Below are 26,439 nucleotides of genomic sequence, written 5' to 3'. Positions count from 1 at the left end.
GGTGCGGTTCGTCCACAGCGTTCTCCTCGCGGTAGCGGACAAGGGTGTCCCGAAGCTGGGCAGGGTATGCGGCGCGCAGGGCGCCCGGTGGTGTGGCGCCGGCGCCGCTGTTCAGAGCGGCTGGGAGGTGGCGAGGACCTGGGCCACGGCGGCGGCGACGATGGCCGCCGGAGTCTCGGTGTCGAACGACATCCGGTACCCGCGGACCTTAGCGGTGCCGGTGACCGCGATCACCCAGCCCTCACCGTCGGTGCCGGGACGACCCGTCGGGAACCACCCGAGGTAGAACTGCCCGTCCTTGCTGTTCACGTGGACATCGGCGCGGTCGTCCACGACCAGCTTGAAGTCGGCGTCCGTGAACTGGTCGGTCACCAGCGTCGGCTGGCCCGGACCGAGGCTCCAGGAGCGCAGCCTCAGGGCCTCGACAGTCGCGGAAAATCCGGGCTGGGCAACCTCCACGATCACCGGCATCACCTCTCTGACCTGGCATTTTCCGGGAAGGCGTCTACGTTGACATGCTCCAGAAGCGTTGGCCAGTCCTTCCGCGATCTTTCCTGTCTGCCCCGGGCGAACTGTTGTCCTTCAACAGCTGTGGGATCTCAAGTTCGGCTGCACAAATCTCACCGCCCGCTTCATATCGACAGCACTCTCTATGTTCGTCGACGAACTCGCCCACCACGCACGGCACATCGAACTGGCCGGCGAGCCCCGCCGCAGCACCTCCCACCTTGTCTGGGGTTACGCCTCCCTGCCCGTCTCACTCTCCGCGCGCCGATCACGGGTGAGCTATCCTCCGCGCATGCGCGGACAGTTCACCGGCTGGCCAGAGCAGGCCATGGACGTGTTGTGGCAGCTCCAGGGCGAACCGACCCAGGCGACCCGAGATCGCTACCGCACGCACCGCGAACGCCTGGTCCGGCAGCCGATGATCGCCCTGCTCAACGAGGTCGCGGACACCGACCCCCGGTACGAGGACTTCTCCGTCTGGCACTACCGCACCGACTCCTGGTGGTGGCAGCACCAGGGCGCGGTGATCCGGCTCGGCCGCAAGATCGAGATCGGTCTCCGGTTCAACCTGGACGGCCTGCGGATCCAGGGCGCCTGGTGGTACCCCGATCCCGGCCAGGTGGACATATTCCGCAAAGCCGTAGCCTCCGAGGGGAGTGGCCGCGAACTGTCCGCCATCGTCGAGGACGTGCGGAAGAAGGGCTACTACATCTCCGGGGACGTGATGAAGCGCCCCCCGCGCGGCTATCCGACGGACCACTCCCGTACGAACCTGCTGCGCCACCGTTCGCTGATAGCCGCCCGCCCCCTCGGCTGCGAGGAATGGCTGCACACCCCCGAGGCGGTCGACCGGGTCCTCTCGGCCGCCGCCGACCTGGACGCCCTGCTGATGTGGCTGGTCCGCCACGTGAAGCGCACCACCTGACATCACGAGGGCGCCGCGCGGCGCGGGAGGAACCACACCCGTGCCGCCAGCCCCTGCCCTCAGAAGGGCGGATTCCTGTCGTCGTCTCAATGTGGTGATCATTCCAGTGTTGCGACGAGCTTAGCGAAGAGGTTCGCGGGGGTGTTCCAGTTGAGGATCTTGCGGGGGCGGCTATTGAGTTCGGCGGCGACGATGGCGAGGTCCCCGGCGCGACACGGACAGGTCGGTGCTCTTGGGGAAGTACTGACGCAGCGGGCCGTTCGTGTTCTCGTTCGAGCCGCATTGCCAGGGGCTGGCGGGCTCGCAGAAGTAGACGGGGATGCCTGTGGCGCGGGTGAATTCGTCATGTCGACTCATCTCGCTGCCCTGATCCCAGGTCACCGAGCGGGCCAGCTCGGCGGGGAGGTCGCCGAGGGCGTGGACGAGCGCGTTGACGTAGCGGGTGGACCGGTCGACGAGGGTGCCGATCGAGGGGTTCTTCTTCCATCCCGTACACATAGTGGGGTTATGGGGGGGTAGATACGGACGGGCGAGGGCAGGCCGGCTGCCGGTGGTGGATGGAGAGGACCGCGGTGGCTCGGGCTGATCCTGGTACGGCGACTGACAGATGCTGGGCGCCGCCGGTTGTCACTGACTGCTGTGACACTCTCACCCGGAGGGCGGTGCCGCGCGGGGGAGACCCATCTGCGTCGGCGCTGCGGAGCGCGGGATCGGGGTCAAGAAGTCGTATCCGTACACCGGCAGAGCGTCACTGCGGCAAGGTGTAGAGAAACTCCTTGCCGCCTCGCTCTGGGCCGGGTGCGCGGCTGCGACCCAACGCTCCGGCTTGGACCAGGCGTTTGAGCCGGTTGTTCGCGTTCGTGACGGAGATGCCGAGGACTTCGGCTAGGTCCTGGGCACGGAAGGTGCGCAGCTGGCGCGCCTGCAGGTAGGTGTCCGGCATGACATTGGTGTCACCCAGCAACATGTGGTCTTCACCTTGCACGGCGAACTGCTTGCGCCGTTCCAGGCACACGGCGACGGACTCACGGGTCTCCTCGTTCAGCCCGATCAGTCTGACGCCTCCTGCTTGCAGGTCGCCGGCCGCGAGGGAGACGTAGAGTTTGCCCAGGAACTCGTCCACGAAGCTGTGGGTCATGGCTTCGGTTCCAGTGAAGTCGATCTCCAGTACGTGGGCTGGGCTAGCCGATCGGAGCAGGGTCTCCAGCTCGCTGCGCTTCTGTGCCCCCGCCTCGCGGGTGGATAGAAACGTACCCGGTTCGCTGACGGGGAAGGTGAGCAGGTACTTATTCGCCTTCATTGAACGCATTGAAGCACAACGGGGTCAGCCAGGGAACGATACTCTCAGCCAGGCCCAGGTGCCTGTCACCCAGTCGGGGATGCGCCGATAGGCGGTGAAGGTGTGCTCCCGGTAGTGGCTGGCAGCCACTACCCCATTGCCGCTGCGCAGGATCAGGCTCGTGATCGCTGTCTCCTTCGCTCCACACAAGACGTCGGGGAGCCCGTTACCGCGGTCCTCGCCGGTTCCGCTGATGCAGGGGCTCAGCGCACGCTGGAGCGCATGGACGCTGTCGGCTAGGTCGGAGTGCTGCGGATTGCGCCGAAGGTGATTCAGGACGCCGATTCCGGTGTCGCAGACGGACACTTCCAGGCGTCGTCGGCCCGTGGTCTTGCCGCTGTACGCCTGCGCGGTGATGAAGGCGCCCAGGTTGCTGGCCCCGTGGCTCACCGCGTTGTCGATGAGCTCGCCCAGGCCCGTGAACGCCTGCCTGCCGAAGCGTCTGCCGAGATGGGTGGTTGCCACAAAGCCGATCCGCTGATTCACGTCGCCGACCGCCGCCCCCGACAGGGGAGTCACCTCCAGCAAGCTGGCGGAATGATCGTTGCGAACTTCCGGCGGCAGCGCCCCCTCGACACGAACTCCCTCCGGGAGATGCTTCAAGAGGTCCATGCGCTGCAGGTACGAGGCTACGCTGCGACGTTCTGGCAAGAGCATGACGATGTCTGCCCCGTTCGCTGCGTGAGAGTGCGTCAGGGCGGCAACGGCGGCGAGGTCCAGCGGGCTGGCGAACTCCAAGCGGCGGCAGTCGATGACCAGTTCGGGGCGAGAACGGTCCTGCAGGCGCAGGTTGTCGCGCAGCAAGGGGTGACGGCCGGTCAGCAAGAGCAACACGACGCACCAGCATGCCAGGTCCGCGGACGCGAATCTCATCCGTTCGGTCGCGTCGCGGCCGCTTGTCGTACTCCCGTGCTACGGTTTCACGAACTTCAATGAAGACGATGTACGGGATGGTTCCAGTGGAGCTCACCGCCTGCTTCAACACACTGCTCACCGACACGGTCAACCTGAGCCGGTTCAAGCTCGAACTGCTCGACGACCGGACGGACAGCGTCTACCGGGCTCTGAAGGCCGACGAGGAGATCGGGCACCTCGTCCTCGACAAGATCCCTCAGGGGTCGTGGGCGCAGCGGACCATCATCGACCCGGTCGGCGACAACGAGTTCGACGCCGACTTCCTCCTCCTCATGGAGGAGAACCCGGACTGGCACGGCAGCCCGAAGACCTACATCGACAAGGTCTACGCGGCACTGCACCGGCACAGCCGCTACCGCGAGATGCCGCATTCACGCAAGTGCCGCTGCGTGCGTCTGGTGTACAAGAACCTCATGCACGTGGACATCGTCCCCTACGTGCAGCTCAGCGACGGCCGCGGTGTCATCGTCAACCGGGACGACAATGTCTGGGAGGCGACGGACCCCGAGGGCTTCACGGCCTGGATGCGCAAGCAGGACGGCATCACCGGCGGGAACCTGCGCAAAGTCATCCGGCTGCTGAAGTACCTGCGCGACCACAAGAACTCGTTCACCGGAACCCGGTCGATCATCCTGACGACCCTGCTGGGCAACCAGGTCAGTGAGACACGGGCGTTGACCGACCCGGGCTACTACTCCAACGTGCCCACGACCCTGCTGCACCTGGTCCAGGACCTCAACACCTACCTGCAGGCTAACCCCACCAAGCCGTCGATCGCCGACCCCTCCGGGTCGGGTGTCACGTTTGACCATCGCTGGACCCAGGACACCTATGCCTACTTCCGCGAGCGGATCCGCGTGCACACGGGCGAGATCGACGCCGCCTACCACCATCCGGACAAGGAGACCAGCATCGAGCTGTGGCAGAGCCTGTTCGGCACCGGCTTCAAGGAGCCCGAGGCGCAGCAGAGCAGCGGGAAGTTCCCCGCCGCAGCCACGTCCGTGGCCGCCGTGACGACGACGGGGCGGCCGGGGCGCGCTGGATGAGCAAGCGAAAGCCCGTGCGGCCTGCCGCTGCCACTCCGTGGCAACGGCAGGCCCTTGCGGACCTCCGTGCGATCGCGGTGGAACAGTCGGACACCCTGCGGGTGGTGGGAGCGTCTGACCGTACGGGCAACGGCGCCCTCGCGGTGACGATCGAGATCGACACGACGGAGATCGCCTCCGAGGAGGGAGGAATCCGACTGGAGCCGCGCGAGCGGTTCGTGCTGCACATCCCCTCCTCCCCGCTGCTCTCCCCGCAGGTCGACGTTGCGCACACACGGTTCATCGGATCCCCCCACGTCCTGCAGGGCCACCGGCTGTGCCTGTATCTGGACCCCGCACGGGAGTGGAACCCTGCCGGGGGTATCAGCTCGTGCCTCAACCGCCTGTGGAACTGGCTCAGCGACGCCGCAGGCAACCGCTTCGACGCTTCCACTGCCCTGTACCACGCGGTCGGTGGCGTCCTGCATCAGTCCGCGGGCACACCCACCATCGTCGTACGCGAACCCGTGCCCAAAAAGCGGGTGCAGGCCGGGTACTTGACCCCCAGGACCCCTCAGCGCCTGGATCTTGCATTCACCCCACAAGATCAACAGACGGCACGCCTGCCGGTCATCACCACCCCGGCGCCCCTTCCGATGGGAGCCGGCACCACACTCCTCCAGCTCCTGCAGCAGATCGATGGGCCACTCGTCGGCAGCGCCTCCGCCGACAGCCCGTTCGCGCCGGCCGTGCTGACCTCGCTCGTGACCAGCGTGGTGAGAAACGCTGAAGACACACCCCAGTACTTCCTCCTAGCCGTTCCCCATCCCGCGGGCGGGCCACCTCATCTGCTCGCGGGCCGGATCCCGGCAAGCGCCGCGAACGAGCTGCGCGCTCTAGCGCGGCGGCAGCCCGGTTCCCTCAGCAGTCTCACGCCTAGCGCGGTGAACCCGACTCTCCCGATCGAATGGTGCCGAGTGTCCGACGAACGACATGCCGTCACGACCCGCCGAGACGAGAGCCGTCCCGTTAACAACTACCAGGGCAAAGGCATTCACATCTGGGGCTGCGGAGGCATCGGATCCTGGACAGCTGAGTTCATCGCGCGTGCCGGAGCCGCTCACATCACACTGTGTGACCCCAGCGTAGTCACGGGCGGACTGCTCGTCCGGCAGAACTACCTCGAGCCCGACATCGGCGCAGCCAAAGCCGCCGCACTCGCCGACCGACTGCGCAGCATCAACGACAGCCTGACCGTCGACGTCGCCGACGGCATGCTCCCCGAGGACACTGAACAGATCATGGCCGAGGCTGACGTCGTCATCGACGCCACGGTCAGCCGGGCCATCGGGCAGTTCCTCGACATCCTCGCGCAGACTCCGCACCGAAAGGCAACCCTCGCCCAGTTCGCCACAGATACCCGCACCGGGACGCTGGGCATCCTCACCGTCTCCGCACCGAGAACTACCCAAGGGCCCTACACCCTGGACGCGTTGGCAGGCGCCTCCGTGCTCGACGACCCCCACCTCGAGCTGTACCACCCCCTGTGGCAAGACGCAGAGCGCGGCGACGAGCTGGTACCGACCCGCGGCTGCTCCGTCCCGACCTTCCACGGCTCCTCAGCGGACCTCGCGGCCGTGGCCGCCACCCTCACAACGTTTCTCGGCATGCACCTCGCCGCGCCGACGTCAGGAACTCACTTGGTCGCTCTTCCGCACGCTCACAGCGGGCCCCATCATCACTTCGTACCCCAAGAGCCGTAGTCTCGGGAACCGCGGGGCGATCGAGTCGAGCTCCCGTACGCCGACGGCAAAGCACGATGGCATCGGAGAAGCGGCATCTTAACGATGAGGCTGTCGAGGACAACCCCGCCCGGGCCGACGCAAACCAGAAAGGACTCCAACCGTGGTGCGCAAGTCCATCCCTGACGTGGAGCGGCTCAAGGTCTGGGTCCGTGCCGGCGGACGCTGCGAACTGTGCGGCACCTACCTCCTTGAGGGCAAACTCACCTACCAGGACTTCACCCTTGGAGAACTCGCCCACATCGTCGGACAGGATGCAACGCCGAATTCGCCTCGCGGCATGAACCCCTTGCCCAAGAACCAGCGTGACTTGGCCGACAACCTGATGCTGCTGTGCCGCGGCGAGCACAACGAAATCGACCGTAAGGGCTCTCTGGATATCATGACAGTTGAGCGGCTGCGACGCATCAAACGCGAACGGGAGGCCTGGATCCGACGGCTGACAGGCCTGAACACCGAAGCCGGCACAGTGGTAATCCGGCTGATCGGACAGGTGCGCGGCCAAGAGGTCGAGCTTACGAAACCCACTGCCACCGATGCCGTCATCCGCTCCGAAGAGCGATTCCCAGAATTTCCGCTCAGCCTGCACGGCGACGGCTTCGAGATCGATCTACGCCATGTGTCCGGCGAGAAGACGGGCGGTCCCGCCTACTGGGAGCAATGCCGGCAGCAGATCGACCGGGTCCTTGAACACAAGCTCGCCGACGCCCTGCGCGAGGACTCGGTGCAGCACGTCAGTGCCTTCGCCTTCGCCCGCTTGCCGCTGCTGGTCCATTTCGGCTCTCGCCTCGACGACACATTCCACGTCTCCATCTACCAGCGGCATCGCAGCACTGAATCCTGGTACTGGCCGAGCACTGCGGAAACGACCGTACACTTCACCACTGAATCTCCCCTCGCCCCTTCGCCCAACACGTCGGAGGGCGTGCTGCTGCTGAACGTCTCCGGCTCCATTCAGGTAGGAGAACTCCCCGGACCGCTCACCACGCTGCCCCGCTGGACGATCAGCCCGCAAAACCTCACTCCGTCTGTCGATGTCATCAATTCGCTCTCCGCACTCGACGATTTCACCTCAGCGCTCCGGCTGCTCCTGTCCGAACTGGAAGCCACCCACAAGGACCTGCAGCGGCTGCACGTACTGGCCGCCGTGCCCGTTTCCGCGGCGGTGGCCCTCGGCCGGGTACACGATGCCAACGTCCACCCCGCCCTCGTAATCTACGACCGCACTGGCGGCCAATACAGTGCGGCGTTGGAAATCGCGTAGATCCGGACCGAGACGAGATCTATGGCCATCTCGAACAGCGGTCGCGCCAGTCCTCGCCGGGGGCAGCCCTGACAGGACAAGTCTCCAACGCGATTTCGACGGCTGGCCCCCCGACCTCACCGCCCTGATCACCGAAAGCGACACCACGCCGGTCCCGCGCCGGACTTTCGCCATCGGCCTTGACGTATGTGCTGCTCGTCCAGGATGGACCTTAACGTGTAGAGACCGGACTTGCGGCCGGTGCCCGCGACGGGGTGCCGGATGGACCCCCACGTGTGGGGACTCGACGTGCGGCTCGCGGACCGGGGGGTCTCGGCCTGCGATGGACCCCCACGGATAGGGACTGGACTCTTGTCGAACTGCATTGCCAGTGCCATACGGTGGCAGGTGGCGATGGTCACAGCTGTGAGCCGGGAGCGGGGCTGGCGTGCTGAGCGCGTAGTCGGTGTACATGTGAGGCGGCCACATCGGCCGGGACTCCGGCGGCTTGCAGCCACCCGAAGATGTTGTTTGCGGTGATCGGGATGAGGGGGTCGTCGGGGCTGAGGAGCCGGCCCGCGTCGCGGAGCATCGTGGTGAGGACCTGGACTGCACCGGCTGGGTCGCCGGCGCGCCCCTGCCACATCGCGAGCCTGTCCTGCACGGCAAGGATGAGCGGGTTGTCGTGGTCGGGGTGACGCCGGATGTGGGTCAGCAACTGCCGGTAGGTGTCGGCAGCGGATGAGGCATCTGTGCTTGTGCTCTGCCATTGATCGAGTGTGTTGAAGGCGGAGCGTGTGCGGGGGTGGCCGGGGCCGAGCACGCGTATCTGTTCGGCGAGGACTTCGTTAAGAGCGGACGTGGCTGCTGCCGTGTCTCCGGCCTGGTGACGCATGACCGCGAGCTGGTGGCGGACACTGAGGTTGTTCGGATGCCCGACGGGCAGATGCTGTTGCTGGTCACGCAGGAGTTGTTCCAGGTCCTGCACAGCTTCCCCGGGGAATCCCGCTTGGCCCCGTTGCAATGCCAGGCTGCAGCGGGAGCTGAAGGTGTCCGGGTGGTGCGGTCCGAAGATCCTCGCACGGTCGGCCACCACTTCCTCGAGGGCTGAGACCGCCTCCGCGTGGTGTCCGGCATTGCCTCGCAGGTGGGCGAAATTGTGGCGAGCGGTGATCACCTCGGGGTGGTCGGGGCCGAGTACCTCCCGCATGTCCGGGATGAGCTTGTTGTAGCCGTCGAAGGCGTTGTCGGATTCTTTCGCCTCTCCCTGCCAGCGGTGCAGGCTTTGCCGGGTGAACAGCACGCGTGGATGCCGCTGGCCGAGCGCGCGTTGTTGATCGGGCAGGAGGGCCTGAAGCGAGGTGACGGCGGCGCCGGCGTCACCCGACTCGCCCTGCCACCGCGCGAGGTTGTGACGGGCGGTGAGCGTGTGCTCGTTGTCGGCGCCGTACTCCTCCTCCATTTGCGGGATCAGCTCCTGGTAGATGCCGATCGCTCCCGTCGCGTCCTCGCATGCGCCCTTCCATTGGGCGAGGTTGTGAAGCGTCGCGAGGATCGCTGAGCGCGTTGCCTGCGTTCGCCTCCGGTCCGCGAGGACCTCCTCGAGTGCGCGGACCGCCCCGAGAACGTCTCCTGCCTCGCCGCGGGTGACGGCCAGATTGTGGCGGATCACCAGCGTGACAGGGTCGTCGGGGCCGTGCAGCTTCGTGTGGCGGTCCTCCAACTCCTCCAGGATTGCCACCGCGTCGCGATGACTCCCGGCCGTGCTCGTCCAGCGGGCGTGCTCCATACGGACGACCACGGTGGACGGGTGATCGCGGCCGAGCCGCTCGTGCGCGAGGTGAGCGAGGGCCGCGAAGTGGCTGACTGCCGAGAGGATGCCGCCGGATTCACCGATGCTGACGCCGTGACGGTGGAAGAGACTGTGCACGGTCTCTTCCTGCCACAGAGGACTCGGCTCGTCGACGTCATGCCCGCTCAGCACATGCGCGCTGGCTCGGAGCCGTAGCGCGTGCTCCTGGTCCTGCTCGACCTCCGGCCAGATGTCCAGCAGAGCATCGGCGCAATCCGGGAGGACGGCCGCCCTGCGCGCTGCACGTGCGTCGTGGGTTTCGGAGGGCGGCTGGTACTCGCGCACGGCACGCTGGATGAGCTGGTGCACGCGTACCAGCCAGTCCGTACGGCCGGCGCCGGCGGACGTGTGGTCGAGAAGATGGAGACGGTCCAGGGTGGCCAATGTGTGTTCGGCGTCGAGTTCATCGGTGTCCCGGCCGGAACCGCTGCCATCGGTGAGGTAGGCGCGGGCGGATTCGGTGGTGAACAGGGCGTCGGGGATGCCGGCCGTGCCGTCGAGGACGGCGGCGAGTTCCATCATCGGGCGGGCCATGCCATGGGTGTGCTCGTCGGCCTGCTCGATGGAGATGTCCCACAGGGCGGCAAGCGAGCGATCGGTGACGCTGCCGCGCACGGCCGGTGTGAGCCGGTCCAGGGTCAGCCGCCGGTCGGCGAGCAACTGCCGGTAGCGGGGGACGGTGCAGGAAGAGTTGTAGTCGAGGTAAGCGGCGGCCCGTGACAGCGCCAGAGGCAAGTGGCCGAGGTCGCCGGCGAGTTCTGCCAAATCGTCGTCGGAGTCAGTCAGGACCGACCGGCGCAGCGTGCCGCGGAGGTGGTGCAAAGCCTCCTGGGGGCTGAAGAGTCCGATCGGCAGGAAGGTGTGACCACTGAGGACGGCGAGATCACTCTCACGGCTTCGCGTGGTGATGACCACCCTGCCCCTGCCGTCTGTCTGCCTGGGCGGCCACAGCCCTTCCAGAACTCCGGGGGAGGGGACGTCGTCCAGCACGATCAGCCAGTCGCACGTGGTGGTACGCAGCCAGTTCACGAACTGCTGCGCCGCGACCAGGGTGTCTTCGCCGTCGGCGGCGAGGCCGAGCGCGCGGGCCGCTTGAGCGTAGGAGCCGACCACGGCCTGGGCCGTGCCGGCCGCCACCCACATCACCACGTCCACCCCTTCGGCAGCGACGGCGTGGCAGTAGTGGGCGGCCAGCGAGGACTTGCCGACACCCCCGGTGCCCGTGACCACCCGCCCCTGCACACGCTGACTGCCGCCCCGAGCGGCGGCACGCTGGTCTGCCTCCAGCGCCCGCGCCAAGCTGTCACCCTCCTCGCGTTCGATGAAGCCGCTGCCCGTTTCGGGCACCAGCCCGAGCCGCAAAGGCGTGCCACGGACCGATCCGTTCCGTGCGCCGGTCAGAGCCTCCCGTATCACCGGGACCGACGCCTCACTTCGTGCAGCCTTGCTGCGCTCGGCGTTGCGGCGCAACACCTCCCACTGCTCAGAAGAACGCGAAGAGCCCGCAGGAGCACGGCTTTCGAGAAACGTGATCAGGAAACGGAAGGGCCGGCCGGCACGCGGAACGCTGCGCCCGCTGAACCATTCGCTGAGTGTGCTCTTGGACAGGGTGATCGCAGGCGTCTGCCGCTTGGCCTGAAGGGAGATCTGCCCGAACGTGAGCTGGGCCGCTTCCCGCAGCGCATCCAACTCCTCGCCCAGGCGCGATGCCGCGGCCGGCCTGTCGACCATGCTGCTCCTCGAGTTCGTTCCGAACGTTCTCCGAACCCTATTACTCGTGCACTTGACCACGGCGTACCTGCTGTTCGGGGCTCAGCACCGTCGCCGAACACCCCGCCGAGCGGGCTGAGTGGTCACTGTCGGCCGCCCGGTCGACGTCGTACCACGAGGGGATACAAACGTGCGTGATCTGTATCGGAAGGCGCGGACCGCTTGGCGGTCACCGCGAACGCGACGGAAGGCGACTGCGGCTGCGTTGAGGTTCGCGACGCAAACCGCGCTGAGGATGATCCTGGAGCACCTACTGGGTTAACCCTCCCAAGTCCCGGCCGGAAGACCGGCCCTGGCGCGTTCTCCCGCACACCGAAATCCGCAGAGCGGCAGAACCTGACAGAGGTGTACCGATTCGCTAGCCACAGTCCAGACCGTTGTGGCCAAGAGCATCGACAGCAAGCCGCTCGTTGAGGCAGCAGCACAGCGGCAACGTCCCCGCCTTTCCGGCCGCGCCAAGGCCAGGCCCTTCAGGAGGCTTGTCGCTGGACATCCGGCCCTCGAAGATGCCGACATGATCCAACTCGTCCACACACCCAACGCCGAGACAGGCCTCCTTGGAGCCAACTTCAGCCGCCGCAACCGCCAAGCAACCGGGTGTGGCCCAGAGGACGGAGCCGCCTCTTGCCGTGTGCCGGGGACAGTGAGTTGCTCACCGTCCCCGGCTCGGCCGCGCCGGATGGGAGGACCGTGGTGGGGCGATGGCTGGCCGGAGGCTCGTGGGGACCGGAGTGGTGAGAGCGCAGCGGCGGGCGGCGGTCTTGACGAGTTGCTGTTGCTGTTCGGCGGGTAGCCCGGCGATGTGGTCGATGCCAGCGGCGAGGGCCGGGCCGAAAGGTGAGCCGACGGGCAGGCCGGCTGCCTGGACGATCTGGGCGGCGGCCTCGGCTTCGATCAGGAGGCCGAATGCCGGTGGGATGCCGAGCAGTTGGGCGGCGTGCTCGCGGGTTCCGGTCAGGGCCTCAGTGAGGGGAAGGTCGTCGTCGAGGACGCTGTCAACGATGTCCAGCCAGAGCGGCATGGCACGGTGGAGGCGGGTGAGGAAGTCGGCGTCGGTGAGCCAGCATCCTCGCGACGGCGCAGGATCGGTGTCGTGCTGCACCGACCGATCCCGTTCAGCGGCGGCCGTAGTGGTCGGGGCGAGTCCGGGAACCCATACGTTTAGGTAGTCCTGGATGGCATGACTCAGGGGCGTGAGGGCCGCGCCGATCCAGGGTGAGATGTCGTCGTGGTGCCAGTCCCGTACGACGCCGTACCCGTCGTGTCCGGGCTGTCTGCCGATGCGGGAGTCCCGCACTGTGAAGGTGCTGTGGTCGGCGAAGGACAGGTACGCGTTGTCGAGGACGCCTTGATCCGGGTGGAGGATGCCCAGGCGCAGTCCGCCGTACTCGCGGTGTCGGATGGTCTGGGCGAATTCGATGCGCAGGCGCAGCGGGGAGTCGGGCGAGATCACCGCGTAGCAGGCGTCGCCGATCACCCGTCGTTCGTGGACGGGCAGGTCGAGGAGTTCGGTGAAGAAGTGTTGGGCGTGCAGGGACAAATACGGTGGTGCTCCTCAACAGCAGAAGGGGGCGCAGGGGCGGTCACCTGTGGCGGTCGGCAGGATGTCCGGAACCCGACAGGCGCATTGGGCCGGTGCTCGGTGCCGAGGCCCCGACGTTCGTGCGCGACGAGGTGGCCAGCGAAGGTGCTCCGCTGAGCGGCAGTCCCGGCTTGTGTCCGACTGAGTCGGTCCGGGCCTCGGGAAGGGTGAGGTGCAGGCGGGCCTCGGCCGGAACGCTCCACACGGCGCGCGCGAGCGGCACGGTGGAGGCCAGGGACGAGGCGAACGCTGCGATCAGGGAGGCGGGGACGGCGGAGGAGAACGTGGACTTCCACAGAGGGTTGTCCGGTGGTCTACCCCAGGCGGACCAGACGGGCGCGGCCGGGTTCTTGCGAAGGTAGGCGTGTTCGAGCACACCATGGCGTCCGAACTGCGGAAACACTGGGTGCCGTCCGTCTTGGCTGTGTGTCTCCACCCGGCGCCGAGCAGTGGCAGGTATACGTCTTGGGGGCGAACGTCGTCTGGCCGCAGCAGGTCGCGTTCGCCCCGAGGGCTGAGCGACACAAGGTCCTTTTGGAGGGCGGGGATTGAAGATCACGAGCAGTGTGCAGCGATGGGTCAGCAGCGAGCGGGGGAACGCGGGGCGACGGCTGCAGCAGGCGGACTGCTGGTGCTCCAGCGCGGCACACTGCGGGCGGTGGGGGCCGGTCTGCGGCGGGTGGCGGCGCGGTGCACGTCGAGTGGGGTCGGCATCGGGGGCCCGGGAGGGGTCACGGGTGTGAGTTGGGCGCGGTCGGTGAGGTAGTGGAGCATCGAGTCCTTCCAGCGCGGCAGGGGCTCGGGGTCGGAGACGCAGGTGGTGAGCGCCGTGACGAGGTGGACGGGGGTGTGGGTGGAGGCGGTGGCGTACCAGCCGGCGGCAGCAGGTCCGCCCTGCAGGTACCAGCGGGCCTGAAGGGTGGTCAGTTCCAGGTCGGCGTCGAGGCGGCCGGTGGTGTACTCCAGGCTCACCAGGCCGTCGGGCGTGCGCACCTCCAGCACGCCCCACCTCGGGTGCTGGATCGCCCAGCCACGCTGGATGAGAGGGGCAACGGCCCGGAAGGCGTCCAGTTCCCCGTCGTCGGCGGGTTCGGGGAGGTAGGCGGCCGGGCCGGTCGTGTAAGCCTCGGCGAGGGCGGTGGTGAAGGCCGTGACAAATTCCGTGGGGCACATGTTGTTGAAGGACGCACCCCACTTCGGCTGGGCGAAGGGGTCCTCGTACGCGGTGATCCGCCAAAGGCCGTCGTCGGGGCCTTCAGGCAGGTAGCCGAGGCGGACCTTGCGGTCGGGGGCCGTGACGTAGACGTTGCCGTTCTCGTCATGCTGCAGGTCCCAGCCCAGGGCGAGCAGCGGGGCCAGGGCGGGGTCACCGGTCCAGGTGGTTCCGGCGAGGTAGCGGGGGGTCACGTAGACGTCGCCGTCGATCTCTTCGGTGTCGGGCACGAAGGTCCTGGGGGTCGGAGTGGGGGGCGAGCGGAGGGGAGGCAGTCAGCAGCTGGTGCCGCGCGGGTATGCGGGTGCGCGGAAGGCCGCAGTTGGGCCGGGGCGGAGCAACTGTGCCTCCAACTGGGCGGGGTGGCCGGTGTAGTGCAGGGTGCGCAGGCCCAGCTCGGCGGCGGCCTGACAGTTGTCCTCGCGGTCGTCGATGAACAGGACACGTGCGGGGTCGTCGATGCCGGTGGCGGCCAGGGCGTGTTTGTAGGCGGCCGGGTCTGGCTTGCACAGACCCAGGCGGGCCGAGTACAGGGCGTCGGTCATCAGTTCGCGCCGCCAGTCGGTGGCGTCAAGGACGTCACTCAGGAAGTGCGGGGCATTGGAGAGGAGCACCATGGGCAGTCCCGGCTGGCGGGCGCGGTGCAGGATGTCGAGGACGCGGTTGTCGGTACGGATCCACATGGCGGTGTCGGTGTCTCGGAGGGTACGCAGCCTGCGTGCGCCGGGGTGGTGGCCGAGGACCTTGGCCCAGTAGGCGAGATCGCTCAGTTCTCCGGCGTCGTAGGCATTCCGGGGAGTCCAGAAGGCGTCCTGGAAGGAGGTGAGTTGGCCGTCGGGCCAGTCGGCGAGGTCGGCGAGCCGGGTCCACATGGGGGTGGTGGGCTGCAGTCCGGCGACGCCGTTGTAGTCGATGATCACGGCGTCCACACGGGCCGGTGTGAGGGGAGTGCTGGTCAAGGGGTGGGGTTCTCCAGGGCTTTGCGGGACAGGACGGCGACGACTGCCGCAAGCAGGGCGGGCAGCATCAGGGCTGTGGTGAGGGAGGTGATGGTGGCGAGTGCGCCGATGAGGGCAGGGCCGGCGAGCAGGCCGGCGTAGCCGGTGACCGAGACGGTGGCGACCGCGCGAGGTCCGCCGTGTCCGGCGGCGGTGATCAGGCTGGGGATGGTGACGGACAGGCCCAGGCCCAATGCCGCCCAGCCGGCCAAAGCCGCCGGGACGGTGGCCAGGGTCACGCCCGCCCCGAGACCGGTCGCGGCAAGAACGGCGCCCGTGCGTACGACCATCGGCGCGCCGAAGCGGGTAGTGAGGCGGTCCCCAGCGAGCCTTCCGGCAGCCATGGCCCCGCTGTAGGTGGCGAACGCGGCGGCGCTGACCGCCGTTGAGGCATCCAGGCTGTGCAGGTGCACGGCTGCCCAGTCCGCGGCAGCCCCCTCCCCCAGCAGGCACGCTGCGGCCAGCGCGCCCAGCAGCCACAAGCGAGCCCGGGGAAGGCACGGCGAGCCCTTCGGGTCCGGCGAACGCCGGGACGTGGCGGGGGTAGTGGGCTCGAGCATGCTGAGGGTGCGGGACGCTGGAGCCATGGCCAGAGCAGCCAAGGCAAGGGCAACGCCGGTAGCAGCGAAGAGCCAGCTGTGGGAGGCGTTGGTGCTGACAGCGGCGAGTGCGGCTCCGCCGAGCGCACCGAGGCTGTAGGAGGCGTGCAAGGACGCCATGATGAAACGTCCAAGACGGTCCTGGCACCGGACCGCCGCGGCGTTCAGAGCCACGTCCAGCACACCGTGCGCGATACCGAACACGAACGCCCCCAGAGCGAGGGTGAGCGGCGTGCGACAGACGCCGATCACCGCCAGGGCGGCGGCGAGGCCGACAGCGCCGCTGGTCAGCAGCAGCGGCTCCCGGGCAGGAGCGGCAAGACGCCCGCCGACGTGAAGGCCGGTGACCATGCCGACGGCGGCGGCGAGCAGGACCAGGGCGAGACCTGCGGTGCTCAGGTCGGCCGCCTGCTGGACGGCCGGCATCCGCGCGCCCCAGACGGCCATCACGACCCCGAGCGCGGCGAAGTACCCCGTCAGCAGCCGGCGGCCATGGACCGGGGCGTGAGCAGTCGTCGTGCTCACGTGGCCGAGTCCTGTGCGGGGACGGCGGTCGGGTGCGGGTCGACCTGGACGGTGAGGTGGCGGTATGCCTCCTGGGAACGGTCCTGGGCCACGTCGGCGGTCGGGCCGGTGGTGATCAGGAACCCGATGCGGGCGGTGAACAGGTCGCCGTCCGGCGGCAGCATCAGCTGGTCGCCGACGTCGCGGTGGAAGTGGGCCCGCTCCAGCCACGGCGTCTGCTCGGCGAAGCCGTCGGTGAGGTGGCGGGCGGTGAGGGTGCCCGGGTGGGCGGGGTAGATCATGCGGATCGCCGCTGCCCGGCTGTGCGTCCGGGTGAGGTCCGGGGCACGTCCGCAGGCGATGTCCGCCGCCACCCGGGCGAGGTCGACGCCGGTGGCGAGGTGCACGAGGTGACCGATCATGTCCCCGCCGAGGCGGGCGTTGACCTCGATCAGCCGGGGGCGGCCGTCGACGAGGCGGAGTTCGACGTGGCTGACGCCGTCGGTGACGCCGAGAGCCTGCACGGCAGCCTGGGCAGTTGGGGCAACAGTGGCCAGCAGCGGGTCGGCGGCGTCGACAGCCTGCGCGATCTCCTCGAAGTACGGCGGGAGTCCTACCGTCTTGCGGGTGACGGCGACCACGGTGGTGGTGCCTTGGTAGGTGACGCATTCGACGCTCACCTCCGGACCGTCGAGGTATTCCTCGACCAGCACCTCGGTGCCCTCGGCCCCGAGGCGGGCGGCCTGGGCAGAGAAGGCGTAGGCGTCCGGCAGTTCTTCGGGGGTGTCGACGCGGATCACGCCGGCGCTCGCTGCACGCGCAGCGGGCTTGAGGACGATTGGGTAGCCGATGTGCTGTGCAGCGCGGGCCGCCTCGTCACCGGTGCGGACGCCGTTCGAGGTTGCCGAGGGCACCGCGTGCCGGGCGAACAGGGCACGGGAGGTGGCCTTGTTGCGGCAGCCCTGCATCACCTCCGGGCCGGGGGTGGGCAGGCCGAGGCGGCGGGCGAGGCGGGCCACGGGCACGAGGTACCACTCGGTCCACGTCATCACCCCGGCCACCGGGTGCCGCTCGGTCAGGGCCAGGGCGGCGGCGGTCAGGGCCGCCTGGTCCGTCGGGTCAGCGACCTCCCAGTCCAGAAGGTAGGGGCGTTCCCACGTCGGTTCGGCATCGGTGATCAGGACGACGTCGTAGTGGGCGGCTACGTTCTCAAGGCAATACGCGCGGTATGCCTCGGCCTCCATGTCAGCGGCGGCGACGATCAGGACGACGGGGCGAAACGGCAACAGAGTGCTCCAAATTGGCGTTGCGGTGAGGGGAGTTGGTCTGGTCTGGTTCGCCGTCGGGTCAGGGGGTACGTCGGCGGCGGAGTCCGAAAGCGCCAGCCCAGTCGGGGTGATCAGCGATCAGCTTGCGTGCGTACAAGGCCGTGAAGTCGTTGTTCAGCCCGCGCAAACCCTGCGGGAGTCGCCAACGCAACGCTTCGAAGAGGGCCTTCAGCCCGATGCGGGTAGCTCCCGCCGCTATCCGGTCTGCGGTGAGCCGCTCCAACGCGCGGTAGACGTAGGGGTGTTCAGTGTCCAAGTCGTGGAACTGCTCCGTGATCGTTCGCCTGTCGATACGAAGGCCAGCAGGCTCGGGAAGCGGCAGGACGTCCTGCTTGACGGCGTGGGACATGGGAATCGGGCAGCCCTCCAGGAAGTCGAACGGGTGGGCGAGGCGGGTGCAAGGTGGAGGTCAGGCAGCTGACGGGCGCAGGTCCGGGAGGGTGCCCAGCCGGGTGAAGGCGGTGGCCAGGCCGATTGCCTGCAGGACGGCGCAGGCCGTGATCGCATGGCCGAGCTGGCTGGGCGGGATGGCGGCAACGAGCAGGCCGGCGACCGGGAAGGGCGTAAGGAGCAGCAGGATCGTCACCGCGAGGGTGTTACCGAAGACGTCGGCGGGGATCAGGTGGGAGCGCAGGGTGCGCAGCACGACGGTCATGCCGCTTTCGCCGGCCATGAAGAGCGCGATCAGCGCCAGACAGGCGGGGTAGGTGTGCGTGAGCGCGAGGGTGAGGCAGGCCGAGGCCGTGATCGTCGCGCAGACGGCCCCGGCGGGCCACAGACCGTAGCGGTCGATGGCGTGGCGGCACAGGGAGATCGCGATCAGGGAGGCTGCGGCGGCGGCCGACCAGAGCAGGCCGACATCGGCGCTGGAGTGGCCGAACTGCTGGACGACGATCACCGGTGCGGCGGCCTGCAGGAGGCCGACAGCAAGGTTGGACAGCGTCAGCCCCGCGACGAGCCAGCCGAGTGCCGGCAGCGCGCGTAGGGTCTGCCAGCCCGTCTTCCATCCCTGCCGTACGGCCGCCGGGGTAGTGGCGTGCTGGTCGGTGTGCTGCTTGGGAGCGAGGGCGGCCGCGAGCAGGGAGAAGGCGGCGGTCGCGGCGAGCATGCCGGTGGCGCCGGTGTGGGCGAGGAGCAGTCCGGCGAGCGCGGGTCCGGCCAGGGTCGCCGTCTGATCGATGCCGAGGAGCACCGACTGCACGCGGTGAGCGCGCGTACCGGCGGCGCGGCTTGCCAGCCCGCCCGCGGTTTCGGCCGCGACGTAGCTGAACTCGGTGAGCACACCGGTGCCGGCGGCGAGCGCCATCACCGTGATGGTCTTCCCCAGCCCGCCCGTCTGGGCCCCAAGGAGCAGCGCGGCGGCCAGGACGAGGGTGGCCCGGGCGGTGGCCGCGAGGCGGAAGACGCGGGTGGTGCCGTGGCGGTCGACCAGGGCACCAGCCACGGCGAAGGCCATCAGCCTCGGCGCCCATTCCAGGGCGAAGGCCAGGCCCGTGAGGGCCGCGGATCCGGTGGTGGCGAGGACCAGCAGGGGGATGCCGTACGTCGTCATGGCGAACGCGGCGGCGTCCATGCTGCGCGGGAGATAGACACTGCGCAGCAGGGGGGAAACCGGTCGGTGGGAGGGCCGGTTTCCGGTACGGGCTCTCACGCAGCGTGCTCCGTCTCATCCGCCGCGTGGGAGGAGCGGGATGCCACGGCGTTAAGGACCTGCGGATGCGTCTGGAGCCAGTCGGCCAGAGTGGTCCGCAGCTGACCAAGCGCGAAGGCCGCCTCGGCGGGGAGGACGGCGCCGTTGTCCCCGAGCAGTTTCAGGGTGTGCTGGACACGGGTGACGAAGCCCCTCGCCGCGCTGGGGTATTGGTGAGTGCGGGACCAGCGGGCGACGGTGTCGTACACCGAGGCGAGGTCCTCGCCTGCTTCGGTGAGCCGGTAGCGGGCCGGTGCGTGGTCGGTGAAGTGCACCAGACCCAGTGCGCGGGCGACGTCGATGGCATAGCGCAGCTGGTGGCGGGTCAGGTCGCCGAAGGTGCCCTGGAGACTGCCGCGTCGGTGGCTGATGGGGCCGTTGTCGTCGATCTCGCTGACCAGCCGGATCAGGGATGGCAGAGACAGGGTGTTGATGACCTGACTGGTGTGCGGGCGGTTGAGGATCGCGGTGCTGGTCATCGTCGCGGGCCTCCTGCTGGAGAGATCGCCAGGGGGCGGGCGGGTACCGGGTGGGAGAAAAGGTTGCCGCGCTGCCACGGTGTGGCCGGGGCCTTGGCCATCTGGCCCAGGGCGGGCGCGGCCGGTGGCGCGAGCATTCGGGACTGGGTGGTCAGCCACGGTCCTGAGCGGGCTGAGGAAGACGGTGTCAGGGCCTGGCCCCACAGGGAGTGGGTAGCTTCGGCGACGGGGTATCCGGCCGCCCACGCGGAGAGGGCCTGGTAGACCGGGGCGAGGGCCCGCCCGCTGGCGGAGAGCTGGTAGTCGCCGGCCGGCGTGGTCGCGGCCAGCCCGTCGTCGATCACCCGGCGCAGCGGCGGGTAGACGCGGCTGAGGCTGTAGGTGGGCATGACCTCGGCGGCCAATGCCTTGGCGCTCGCCGGCCCGCGGGCTTTCAGCGCCCACACCAGCGGCGTGGAATGCCGCGGGCTGATCAGAGCGATCGTGTCCTCGATGTTCTGTGCCACCGCGACCGGCTGCGGCTGAAGCTCGCCGGTGGCCTTGTTCCGAACGAGAGGCTTCTCCAGATGCGTGTCCCCCCAGGCGGCGAGCACAGGCAGGACGGGCATCAGGTCGGCGCCGCGACGGGTCAGTCCATAGGTGACGTGCCGGGGGGTGTGCTCGGTCCGTGCGACAAGACCGGCGTCGACGAGCTTGCCCAGCTTCGGGTGGAGCTGGCCGTCCGCAAGCGGGGCGAGCTTGGCCTTGATCTCGCTGTAGCGCAGCGGCTGGGCGGCGAGGGTCATCAGCACCCACACGCTCCAGTTGGGGGCGAGCATCTGAAGGCTCTCGGTGACGCGGGACAGGTCATTCAGGGTGGTGCGGGACAGACCGGTGGCGGCCAAGGGGGAACTCCTCAGGCGGGGCAATGGGTCAGCGGGTGCGGGCGATGGCACGCGCGGGAGCGGGAACCGGTGCGGCATTGGGGGCGGCCGGCGCGGGCTCGGGCTTCGCGTCGTCCGGGGCGGGGACGCGGTGCAGGCTGGCCAGGACGCCGCTCAGGGCCTTGGCGTGGGCGTCGCGGGCGGCGACGGCGTCGGAGATCCGGCGCGCGCAGTCGAGGATGTGACCTGCCTCGAAGGTGCCGATCTCTCGTTCCGGATCGGCCAGTTGAAGCAGCCGCTGGCGTTGGAAGTCGATGTTGCGCTCGGCGAACTGCAGGTCGGCGAGGCCGGCGATCAGGGCGGCGAGCATGCTGCCATCGGGGTTGAGGCCAGCCAAGGTTTCGAGGTCGGCCAGCGGCTGGGCGTACAGGTCCTCGATGCGCTCGGCAATCGTTTGGGCCGTGACGTCAGGTGCAGGCAATCGGGGCTTTCACGGTCGGGGCCCTCGCACTGCCCCGGCTCGGATGTCAGCCGGGGCAGGCGGAAGGGCGGTGGTGGTCGTCGGCTGCGTGAGCCGTACGGGTCGGCGTGGCACCGGCCCGGGTGGAGGCATGGTGCGCATCAGCTGGCCGAGGGCGGCGACGTAGCCGTTGCGCCCGGCCAGGGCCGCTTCCATCCACTGGGCGTCGAAGCGCAGGTCGTCGGCGGACAGTTCGCTCATGTCGCGATCGGCGGCGGTGGCCTCGTGGACGCGGTCCCGTACCCAGGCCACCTGCTCCTCGGCCACCACGAGGAAGGAGCGCAGCTCCAGCGCCCGCCGCAGTGCCGCGGACGCGTCGCGGCCGAACGCCTGCGTGTACAGCTCACGCACGGGGGCGCCGAACGTCTGCTCCAGCAGGCTGTCCTGGCTGGAGGTCTTGTCGGTCACGCTCACCGGACCGCCCCGCGTACGGGTGCCTGCGCGGTGTCCGGCACAGACGGTGCGGTGGTGGGCAGGGCCGGTCCCCGGCGGGCGGCGGGCGCCGTCCCGCGCCACGCCGGGCTGCGGTTCCCGATCGCCTGAGGGTCAAGGAGGTGGCGCACCGTCATGGCGCGTCCCTCCCGCACGGTGTGCGCGCTGTTCACCGAGTCCGCGAGCCGCATGACGTGTTCGGGCAGCTCGACGAATTCGCCGTCGGGCACCGTGTCGACGTGGTGGGCCAGGGCTTGGGCAAGGGCGTCTTCGGCCCTGTTCAGCACCTGGTGGGCCTCGGTGAGCAGCCCGTGCCAGCGCACGATCGTGATGGCTTCCGGGTGGGCCTGCGGGGCGGCGACTACCGCGCGTCGCAACTCGGCAACCGGCATCTGGAAGCGGGACTGGATCTGCTCGGTCAGGACGCCCAGCACGTCGTCGGCGTCAGGCACAGCACAATTCCTTTCCGTTGGATTCGAGGAGACAGGGCGTGGCATTTCCACGGCCCAACCGCCTTACAGACGAGTGCGATTCAGGGCCGTCCGGGAGAGAGGGGCAGACTGGTTATTCCAGGCACATGCGGACGTCGCGATAGACGTAGGTCCCGGAAACCCAGCCCTTGACGCCGGTGGTCTTGTCGGTGATGTACACCCACTTCGCACCCTTGGTGGTCTTGTGCACCGTGAACTTGTGCGACTTGTAGAGGATGCCGACGGCGGTGGACTTGGTCGTCGCCTTCTTACGGATGGTCACGGCGTTGGTGCCGTGGACCGCCCACGGGAGGTACGGGTTGCTGGTGCAGGATGACGCGGGCACTGCAGTGGCGACGGACGTCGGCGCTGCGGTGGCCACAGAAGCCGACGCGAGGGGCAGGACGAGCGCGCCGAGCAGTGCGGCGGATATAGCAATTCGGGTTGAGCGCATGGGAAATTGAGCTCCATGCCAGCAAGAAGGAACAGAGAATGTAGGCCGGACAGTTGCCTGTGCGGGCCGGATTCAAGAGTCCGGAGAATCCCCGGTTTCACTAACCGGGGATGGAGTGCTATGTTTCGCCGCTGCCGGACGGGAGCGGCGTGAATCGCCCGGAAATCAACGGGCGTTGCTGCAGCCCTCAGCGGCCGGGCCGTCGCGATGGTTCAGATGACACGGCGCGTGCCGCAGCCACAGGCCAGGTGCTCCGGCGCGCGGGAGGCACGGTCGTGGGCAGCGGAACGTCTTCGCCGCTCCAGTGCGCTTCCCACCACGTCGTGGCGGCCTCGAAGGTGGCGAAGCCGCCTTCGCGCAGGGTTCGTGTCCAGGTGTCGGTGTCGACTTCTTCCAGCAGCACCCGGAAGGGCAGGGGGACTCGCTGGTCCAGCGCCCGCAGCAGCACCGTGGTCTGCAGGGGCGCGACGTCCTTGGTGTAGCTGGTCAGGAGGGCGAAGTGATCGCCGTCGCCGCGCAATCGCTCCTCCAGAGCACAAGTAGCGTCGTCGGCGGGCGTGCCGCCCAGGCCCTCGGGCAGCAGGATCTTGTCCTCGGAGCAGCCGCGGGCTATCAGCCAGGACTGGGCGATCGCCGGCAAGGGCAGCGTGGCGTGGTCGAAGCGGAAGGTCTTTGTGGCGGTGTCGCGCTGGAGGTGGAGGGCGACGAGTTGGGCGTCGCCCGGGATGCCCCAGGTGACGGCCCCGTTGTGGAGCACGAAGTAGCTGTGCCGGCCGTCGCTGGTGTGGTGCTTGGCCAGGACGGTGAGCTGGTCCTCGTCGATGCCGATGTGCTGCCAGAACTGTTCGTCGACGGAGTCGTTGACAGCCCTGTAGCCATCGAGACGGAAGTCCGGGGTGTCTTGGGCCATAGATGCTTTCGGATCGATCAGCGGTTGAAGTGGCGGTCGGCGCCCGGGTCAGCGGCGGGGAGCGGAAGAGGCTGACCAGGTTCCGGGACGCTGCGCGGGCGGTGCAGTCGGCGTGGCCGGCCGGTGCGGTGCGGCGAGGAGCGCACGGCCAGTGTCGGTGAGGGTGACGGGCTGCCCGGCGTGCAGCGGATGAGCGTCGTCGCGCACGACGAGACCGGCCGTCTCAAGTCGCTGAAACTGGCTGTAGGCGAGGCGGGTACCGGATGCGGTCACGACCGACAGGCGCTGGGTGAGCAGGTGTTCGCGCAACTTGGCGCCCTGGGCGATGGCCAGCAGGGCCGCGTGATCCGGCGCCGGCAACTCCACCGCCGGACCTGTTCCACCCGAACGAACGGCAGCCTCGATGGGTTCGAGCGCCGCCACGACCTGCTGCTCGCGCTCGTCGCGGGTGGCGGCGGCCTCTTCCAGCGTGGCGACGGTGCGGTTGATGCGCGAGAACAGGGCCTGGTCGACCGCGAACTCCCCGGAGGCCAGCCGTTGGAGCTGAACCCGGTAGAAGGTCACGCCGTGTTCGGCCTGGACCAGAGTCCGGTGGGCGTCGACCAGGCGGCTGCGCGGCTCATCGAGGAGGTCGCGGTCGCGGTGCTGCCACAGCTGGTCGATGCTGTGGCCGACGGCCGCCTCGATGCGGTGATCGAGCGCCGTGAGCGCCTTCTTCGCCGGCGCGGGCGCAGGAGTGGCAGGCATGAAGAGGACCGGTTTCTCGGTGGGGGGCGATCACGACGGCGCATGGCCGACAGGGGTGTCGCCGAGGGGAATGCGGACATCGAGGTGAGAGCCGTCGCGGGTGTGTACGGCGGGACCGAGCCGGGCGAGGAGGCGCAGCATCGGCGTATTGGCGGCGTGAAGGTACGCAGTCAGCGTGTGGGCGCCACTGCGGCGGGCGTGATCGGCGGCGTGCCGGGCCAGCAGGGTGCCAATGCCGCGGCGCTGGTGGGCGACGGCGACCTGCAGTCCGAGATCGACGACGCCCGCCTCGTGACTGACGAGCCCTGCCGAGACCATCGCGAGCGGACGACCCTCGGCGTCGAGGCCGATCCAGACATCGCAGTGGTCCAGCAGCCGGGTGAAGTCGCGATGGGTGACTCGGGTCCGGCCCCAGCGCAGGAGCAGGTTCGCCTCGGAGCAGTCCTGGTGGAGGGAATCAACCAGCGGCCCGTCCGCCTCGGTCGCCGGGTGGATCGTGGCGAGAGATGGCTGGTGCATCAGGGGGCGACGCCCTGCAAGGCGAACAGCACGGCACCGCGCCGGTACCCCTTGACTTCGCGGTCTTCGTCCATGGCGCAGGCGTACACGTTGTTCAGTGCCAGGAGCTTGGTGAGGCGGGTCTGGGTCAGTCCGGCGTACGGGCCGCGCCCGTCGGAGCCTGCCGAGAGGTCGCTGAGCAAGCCGATGAGGTCCGCCCCGTTAGGGCGGGCGGATCGCCAGCGGCGGCGAAGGCGTCACGGCAGGCGTGCAGGATCGTCTCGGGCTCACTCCCGCAGTGCAGCGCGAAGTCCTCCTGGGCTTCAGGAGCCTCGGAGACCGGCGCGCAGCAGCAGGGCTGGGACACCAGCCGGGTCAACTCCACTTCGAGCCGCAGGCGTTCGGCGAGCCGGTGGGCGAAGATGTCGGGTCGTTCGATGGCGAGGACGCTATCTGCGTGGTCGCCGACGAGGGCGTCGAGTGCCTCGTCGAGGTCGTAGCAGTCCCGGGCGATCTCCAAGATGGCCAGGTGATGCTGGTTGGCGGACGGGGGCTCGACAGCCAGCGCCTCGGCGACTCGGTCGAGGACGAAGGACAGGCGGGTCAACGGACAGGGCCTTTCAGGGGAGTGGGCGTGGGTGCGGCTGAGGGAAGGCCGGGCACCGCGTAGGGCGGCGGGCCGGGCTTGGGGATCGGCGGCCGTTGCGTGTCCAGCTGCGGGGAGCGGGCTCGGGCGGCGTGGGTGCGCGCGCCGGCCGGGCTCCGGGCGATACCGAGGCGGGCCCTCGCCGTTTCGTACACGTCGTGCCGGGCGCGCGGGCGTACGGCGACGACGTGGATCTCGGTGCGGTGCGTCGCGCCGGGTGGGGCCGGGCGCTGGGCGTAGACGATTCGCCAGGCGTTGCGGTGATCGAAGTAGAGCTTGCGGCACCCGGTCAGCTCCTCGGTCAGCTTGCCGCCGAACAACTGGGCGTTGACGACTTTCTGAAGCTGGTCGAGGGCCAAGTCGCGGATGTCGCCCGGGGCCTGGAGCAGGTCGGTCAGAGCTCTCGGGTCGAAAGACAGGCCGAAGGCCGGCCGGGGTTCGGGATCGCTCATGCGGCCTGGCCCGGCTCACCGACCGTGAGTGGCTCGTCGGACGGGGAACTCGCCGCCCGTGTGGAGGGTTCGGGGCCTGGCAGCAGGCGGTGGGAGGGCCGGTCCGGGTCGGTCATACACGCGGACAGCGGACCGTCGGGGGCGCGAACGGTGGTCATGGCGTGAGTGAGGAAGTCACGGTGCCACACGAACAGGCCACTGGGTCCGGCTTCGGAGTCCTTGTGCTGCTGGTAGGCCAGCCACAGGGCATGAAGCCAGGCGACGACACAGTCGTGTTCCTGCCACTGCCGGCACCACGGCGTGGCCGTCGTGACCTCCGCGCCGTAGATGGGCATGAGGAAGTCGTCCACCCAGTCGCTCAGACTGTCGAGCTCGTCTTCGTACTCCTCACCGTCCAGTTCCAGGATCGGGCGCGGCTCCGGTGGGACGGGCAGCGTGGGCAAGCCGGCGAACCCCGGCAGGCCGAAGCCGTCGAACGCCTGCGGTCCGGGCTCCGTAGACAGACTGTCGAGCTGCTTGGCCTGCTGCGCCGACTGCTTGAGCAGCTTGCGGACGCTGGCCTCGATGCTTTCCAGATCCGTATCTGGCAACCGGACCGGTTCCACTTCCCCGTCGTCGTTGCGGTCTATAGGTTCAGGCACGAAAGGGTTCTCCTTGAAGCCGCTTCCAATGGACT

At 68.7% G+C, this 26,439-nt stretch carries 28 protein-coding genes and 1 pseudogene; 4 read left to right on the top strand and 25 right to left on the bottom strand.

The window, feature by feature from the left end; genetic code table 11:
- Positions 1–111 precede the first annotated feature (111 nt).
- Positions 112–471: a DUF317 domain-containing protein gene (locus ABZ725_RS32030; protein ID WP_358805983.1), complete on the bottom strand. Its 360-nt coding sequence runs from the start codon at positions 469–471 to the stop codon at positions 112–114.
- Between the two features lie 328 nt (positions 472–799).
- On the opposite strand from ABZ725_RS32030, the gene ABZ725_RS32025 reads away from it, so the two are divergent.
- A complete protein-coding gene (locus tag ABZ725_RS32025) occupies positions 800–1,432 on the top strand; it encodes a DUF2461 family protein (RefSeq protein WP_358805982.1) in 633 nt (210 codons plus the stop codon).
- Positions 1,433–1,530: 98 nt separating this feature from the next.
- On the opposite strand, the pseudogene ABZ725_RS32020 reads toward ABZ725_RS32025, so the two are convergent.
- From ABZ725_RS32020 to ABZ725_RS32010, 3 genes and pseudogenes are all read right to left on the bottom strand, one after another.
- Positions 1,531–1,912, bottom strand: a pseudogene (locus ABZ725_RS32020) (IS30 family transposase); the annotation flags it as partial.
- A 268-nt stretch (positions 1,913–2,180) separates the two neighbouring features.
- Positions 2,181–2,732, bottom strand: a complete 552-nt coding sequence (locus tag ABZ725_RS32015; protein WP_358805981.1) for a DUF4325 domain-containing protein — start codon at positions 2,730–2,732, stop codon at positions 2,181–2,183.
- Between the two features lie 24 nt (positions 2,733–2,756).
- Complete coding sequence (locus tag ABZ725_RS32010; RefSeq protein ID WP_358805980.1) at positions 2,757–3,605, bottom strand: hypothetical protein; 849 nt, start codon at positions 3,603–3,605, stop codon at positions 2,757–2,759.
- Positions 3,606–3,721: 116 nt separating this feature from the next.
- Here ABZ725_RS32010 and ABZ725_RS32005 point away from each other — a divergent pair, with 116 nt between their 5' ends.
- From ABZ725_RS32005 to ABZ725_RS31995, 3 genes are all read left to right on the top strand, one after another.
- Positions 3,722–4,732: a cyclic GMP-AMP synthase DncV-like nucleotidyltransferase gene (locus ABZ725_RS32005; RefSeq protein WP_358805979.1), complete on the top strand. Its 1,011-nt coding sequence runs from the start codon at positions 3,722–3,724 to the stop codon at positions 4,730–4,732.
- Positions 4,733–4,836: 104 nt separating this feature from the next.
- The gene (locus ABZ725_RS32000) at positions 4,837–6,474 is read left to right on the top strand and encodes a ThiF family adenylyltransferase (RefSeq protein ID WP_358805978.1); all 1,638 of its coding nucleotides are present in this window, start codon (positions 4,837–4,839) and stop codon (positions 6,472–6,474) included.
- A gap of 142 nt (positions 6,475–6,616) precedes the next feature.
- Positions 6,617–7,777 (top strand): HNH endonuclease, encoded by a 1,161-nt coding sequence (locus ABZ725_RS31995; RefSeq protein WP_358805977.1) that lies wholly within the window; start codon positions 6,617–6,619, stop codon positions 7,775–7,777.
- A gap of 397 nt (positions 7,778–8,174) precedes the next feature.
- Here ABZ725_RS31995 and ABZ725_RS31990 read toward each other — a convergent pair whose 3' ends face one another.
- The 21 genes from ABZ725_RS31990 to ABZ725_RS31890 form a co-directional block, all read right to left on the bottom strand.
- The gene (locus tag ABZ725_RS31990; RefSeq protein ID WP_358805976.1) at positions 8,175–11,339 is read right to left on the bottom strand and encodes a tetratricopeptide repeat protein; all 3,165 of its coding nucleotides are present in this window, start codon (positions 11,337–11,339) and stop codon (positions 8,175–8,177) included.
- A 691-nt stretch (positions 11,340–12,030) separates the two neighbouring features.
- Positions 12,031–12,918, bottom strand: coding sequence for a hypothetical protein (locus ABZ725_RS31985; protein WP_358805975.1), 888 nt, complete (start codon positions 12,916–12,918; stop codon positions 12,031–12,033).
- Between the two features lie 43 nt (positions 12,919–12,961).
- Positions 12,962–13,336 carry a DUF317 domain-containing protein gene (locus ABZ725_RS31980; protein WP_358806215.1) on the bottom strand — a complete coding sequence of 125 codons (375 nt, stop codon included), beginning with the start codon at positions 13,334–13,336 and terminating at the stop codon, positions 12,962–12,964.
- Between the two features lie 203 nt (positions 13,337–13,539).
- Positions 13,540–14,403, bottom strand: coding sequence for a DUF317 domain-containing protein (locus ABZ725_RS31975; RefSeq protein WP_358805974.1), 864 nt, complete (start codon positions 14,401–14,403; stop codon positions 13,540–13,542).
- Between the two features lie 45 nt (positions 14,404–14,448).
- Complete coding sequence (locus tag ABZ725_RS31970; protein WP_358805973.1) at positions 14,449–15,132, bottom strand: HAD family phosphatase; 684 nt, start codon at positions 15,130–15,132, stop codon at positions 14,449–14,451.
- Positions 15,129–16,295, bottom strand: coding sequence for an MFS transporter (locus ABZ725_RS31965; protein ID WP_358805972.1), 1,167 nt, complete (start codon positions 16,293–16,295; stop codon positions 15,129–15,131). Before ABZ725_RS31965 ends, ABZ725_RS31970 begins: the two co-directional genes overlap by 4 nt.
- The gene (locus ABZ725_RS31960; RefSeq protein WP_358806214.1) at positions 16,292–17,518 is read right to left on the bottom strand and encodes an ATP-grasp domain-containing protein; all 1,227 of its coding nucleotides are present in this window, start codon (positions 17,516–17,518) and stop codon (positions 16,292–16,294) included. Before ABZ725_RS31960 ends, ABZ725_RS31965 begins: the two co-directional genes overlap by 4 nt.
- Before the next feature lie 103 nt (positions 17,519–17,621).
- On the bottom strand, positions 17,622–17,957 hold the full coding sequence (locus tag ABZ725_RS31955) for a hypothetical protein (protein ID WP_358806213.1): 336 nt from the start codon (positions 17,955–17,957) through the stop codon (positions 17,622–17,624).
- Positions 17,958–18,011: 54 nt separating this feature from the next.
- Positions 18,012–19,175, bottom strand: coding sequence for an MFS transporter (locus tag ABZ725_RS31950; RefSeq protein WP_358806212.1), 1,164 nt, complete (start codon positions 19,173–19,175; stop codon positions 18,012–18,014).
- Between the two features lie 74 nt (positions 19,176–19,249).
- Complete coding sequence (locus tag ABZ725_RS31945) at positions 19,250–19,771, bottom strand: hypothetical protein (RefSeq protein ID WP_358805971.1); 522 nt, start codon at positions 19,769–19,771, stop codon at positions 19,250–19,252.
- On the bottom strand, positions 19,768–20,655 hold the full coding sequence (locus ABZ725_RS31940; protein WP_358805970.1) for a helix-turn-helix domain-containing protein: 888 nt from the start codon (positions 20,653–20,655) through the stop codon (positions 19,768–19,770). The genes ABZ725_RS31945 and ABZ725_RS31940 overlap by 4 nt, the downstream gene beginning before the upstream one ends.
- A gap of 28 nt (positions 20,656–20,683) precedes the next feature.
- Entirely contained in the window at positions 20,684–21,115 is a 432-nt protein-coding gene (locus tag ABZ725_RS31935; protein WP_358805969.1) for a hypothetical protein, read from the bottom strand.
- A 9-nt stretch (positions 21,116–21,124) separates the two neighbouring features.
- Positions 21,125–21,568, bottom strand: coding sequence for a hypothetical protein (locus ABZ725_RS31930; RefSeq protein ID WP_358805968.1), 444 nt, complete (start codon positions 21,566–21,568; stop codon positions 21,125–21,127).
- Positions 21,565–22,038 carry a hypothetical protein gene (locus tag ABZ725_RS31925; RefSeq protein WP_358805967.1) on the bottom strand — a complete coding sequence of 158 codons (474 nt, stop codon included), beginning with the start codon at positions 22,036–22,038 and terminating at the stop codon, positions 21,565–21,567. The genes ABZ725_RS31930 and ABZ725_RS31925 overlap by 4 nt, the downstream gene beginning before the upstream one ends.
- 112 nt (positions 22,039–22,150) lie before the next feature.
- Positions 22,151–22,510 (bottom strand): SH3 domain-containing protein, encoded by a 360-nt coding sequence (locus ABZ725_RS31920; RefSeq protein WP_358805966.1) that lies wholly within the window; start codon positions 22,508–22,510, stop codon positions 22,151–22,153.
- Positions 22,511–22,697: 187 nt separating this feature from the next.
- Positions 22,698–23,420, bottom strand: a complete 723-nt coding sequence (locus ABZ725_RS31915) for a hypothetical protein (protein ID WP_358805965.1) — start codon at positions 23,418–23,420, stop codon at positions 22,698–22,700.
- Positions 23,421–23,468: 48 nt separating this feature from the next.
- Entirely contained in the window at positions 23,469–24,167 is a 699-nt protein-coding gene (locus tag ABZ725_RS31910; RefSeq protein ID WP_358805964.1) for a hypothetical protein, read from the bottom strand.
- A gap of 30 nt (positions 24,168–24,197) precedes the next feature.
- The gene (locus ABZ725_RS31905; RefSeq protein ID WP_358805963.1) at positions 24,198–24,686 is read right to left on the bottom strand and encodes a GNAT family N-acetyltransferase; all 489 of its coding nucleotides are present in this window, start codon (positions 24,684–24,686) and stop codon (positions 24,198–24,200) included.
- Positions 24,687–24,813: 127 nt separating this feature from the next.
- The gene (locus tag ABZ725_RS31900) at positions 24,814–25,272 is read right to left on the bottom strand and encodes a hypothetical protein (RefSeq protein WP_358805962.1); all 459 of its coding nucleotides are present in this window, start codon (positions 25,270–25,272) and stop codon (positions 24,814–24,816) included.
- A complete protein-coding gene (locus ABZ725_RS31895; protein ID WP_358805961.1) occupies positions 25,269–25,763 on the bottom strand; it encodes a hypothetical protein in 495 nt (164 codons plus the stop codon). Before ABZ725_RS31895 ends, ABZ725_RS31900 begins: the two co-directional genes overlap by 4 nt.
- Complete coding sequence (locus ABZ725_RS31890) at positions 25,760–26,404, bottom strand: DUF4913 domain-containing protein (protein ID WP_358805960.1); 645 nt, start codon at positions 26,402–26,404, stop codon at positions 25,760–25,762. Before ABZ725_RS31890 ends, ABZ725_RS31895 begins: the two co-directional genes overlap by 4 nt.
- Between the last annotated feature and the right edge of the window lie 35 nt (positions 26,405–26,439).

It is taken from the genome of Streptomyces sp. NPDC006872 (assembly GCF_040635845.1).
Taxonomy (GTDB): domain Bacteria; phylum Actinomycetota; class Actinomycetes; order Streptomycetales; family Streptomycetaceae; genus Streptomyces.
The sequence above is the reverse complement of the archived record's forward strand: the minus strand, read 5'-3'. Positions and strand labels throughout refer to the sequence as shown.

Bases quoted from the DNA above. Each gene is read 5' to 3' on its own strand.
- ABZ725_RS32005 (WP_358805979.1), top strand. From the start codon at position 3,722: ATGGTTCCAGTGGAGCTCACCGCCTGCTTCAACACACTGCTCACCGAC.
- ABZ725_RS32030 (WP_358805983.1), bottom strand. From the start codon at position 471: ATGCCGGTGATCGTGGAGGTTGCCCAGCCCGGATTTTCCGCGACTGTC.
- ABZ725_RS31905 (WP_358805963.1), bottom strand. From the start codon at position 24,686: ATGCACCAGCCATCTCTCGCCACGATCCACCCGGCGACCGAGGCGGAC.
- ABZ725_RS32015 (WP_358805981.1), bottom strand. From the start codon at position 2,732: ATGAAGGCGAATAAGTACCTGCTCACCTTCCCCGTCAGCGAACCGGGT.
- ABZ725_RS31910 (WP_358805964.1), bottom strand. From the start codon at position 24,167: ATGCCTGCCACTCCTGCGCCCGCGCCGGCGAAGAAGGCGCTCACGGCG.
- ABZ725_RS31990 (WP_358805976.1), bottom strand. From the start codon at position 11,339: ATGGTCGACAGGCCGGCCGCGGCATCGCGCCTGGGCGAGGAGTTGGAT.
- ABZ725_RS32025 (WP_358805982.1), top strand. From the start codon at position 800: ATGCGCGGACAGTTCACCGGCTGGCCAGAGCAGGCCATGGACGTGTTG.
- ABZ725_RS31945 (WP_358805971.1), bottom strand. From the start codon at position 19,771: ATGACCAGCACCGCGATCCTCAACCGCCCGCACACCAGTCAGGTCATC.
- ABZ725_RS31950 (WP_358806212.1), bottom strand. From the start codon at position 19,175: ATGGACGCCGCCGCGTTCGCCATGACGACGTACGGCATCCCCCTGCTG.
- ABZ725_RS31960 (WP_358806214.1), bottom strand. From the start codon at position 17,518: ATGGAGGCCGAGGCATACCGCGCGTATTGCCTTGAGAACGTAGCCGCC.
- ABZ725_RS31920 (WP_358805966.1), bottom strand. From the start codon at position 22,510: ATGCGCTCAACCCGAATTGCTATATCCGCCGCACTGCTCGGCGCGCTC.
- ABZ725_RS31895 (WP_358805961.1), bottom strand. From the start codon at position 25,763: ATGAGCGATCCCGAACCCCGGCCGGCCTTCGGCCTGTCTTTCGACCCG.
- ABZ725_RS31915 (WP_358805965.1), bottom strand. From the start codon at position 23,420: ATGGCCCAAGACACCCCGGACTTCCGTCTCGATGGCTACAGGGCTGTC.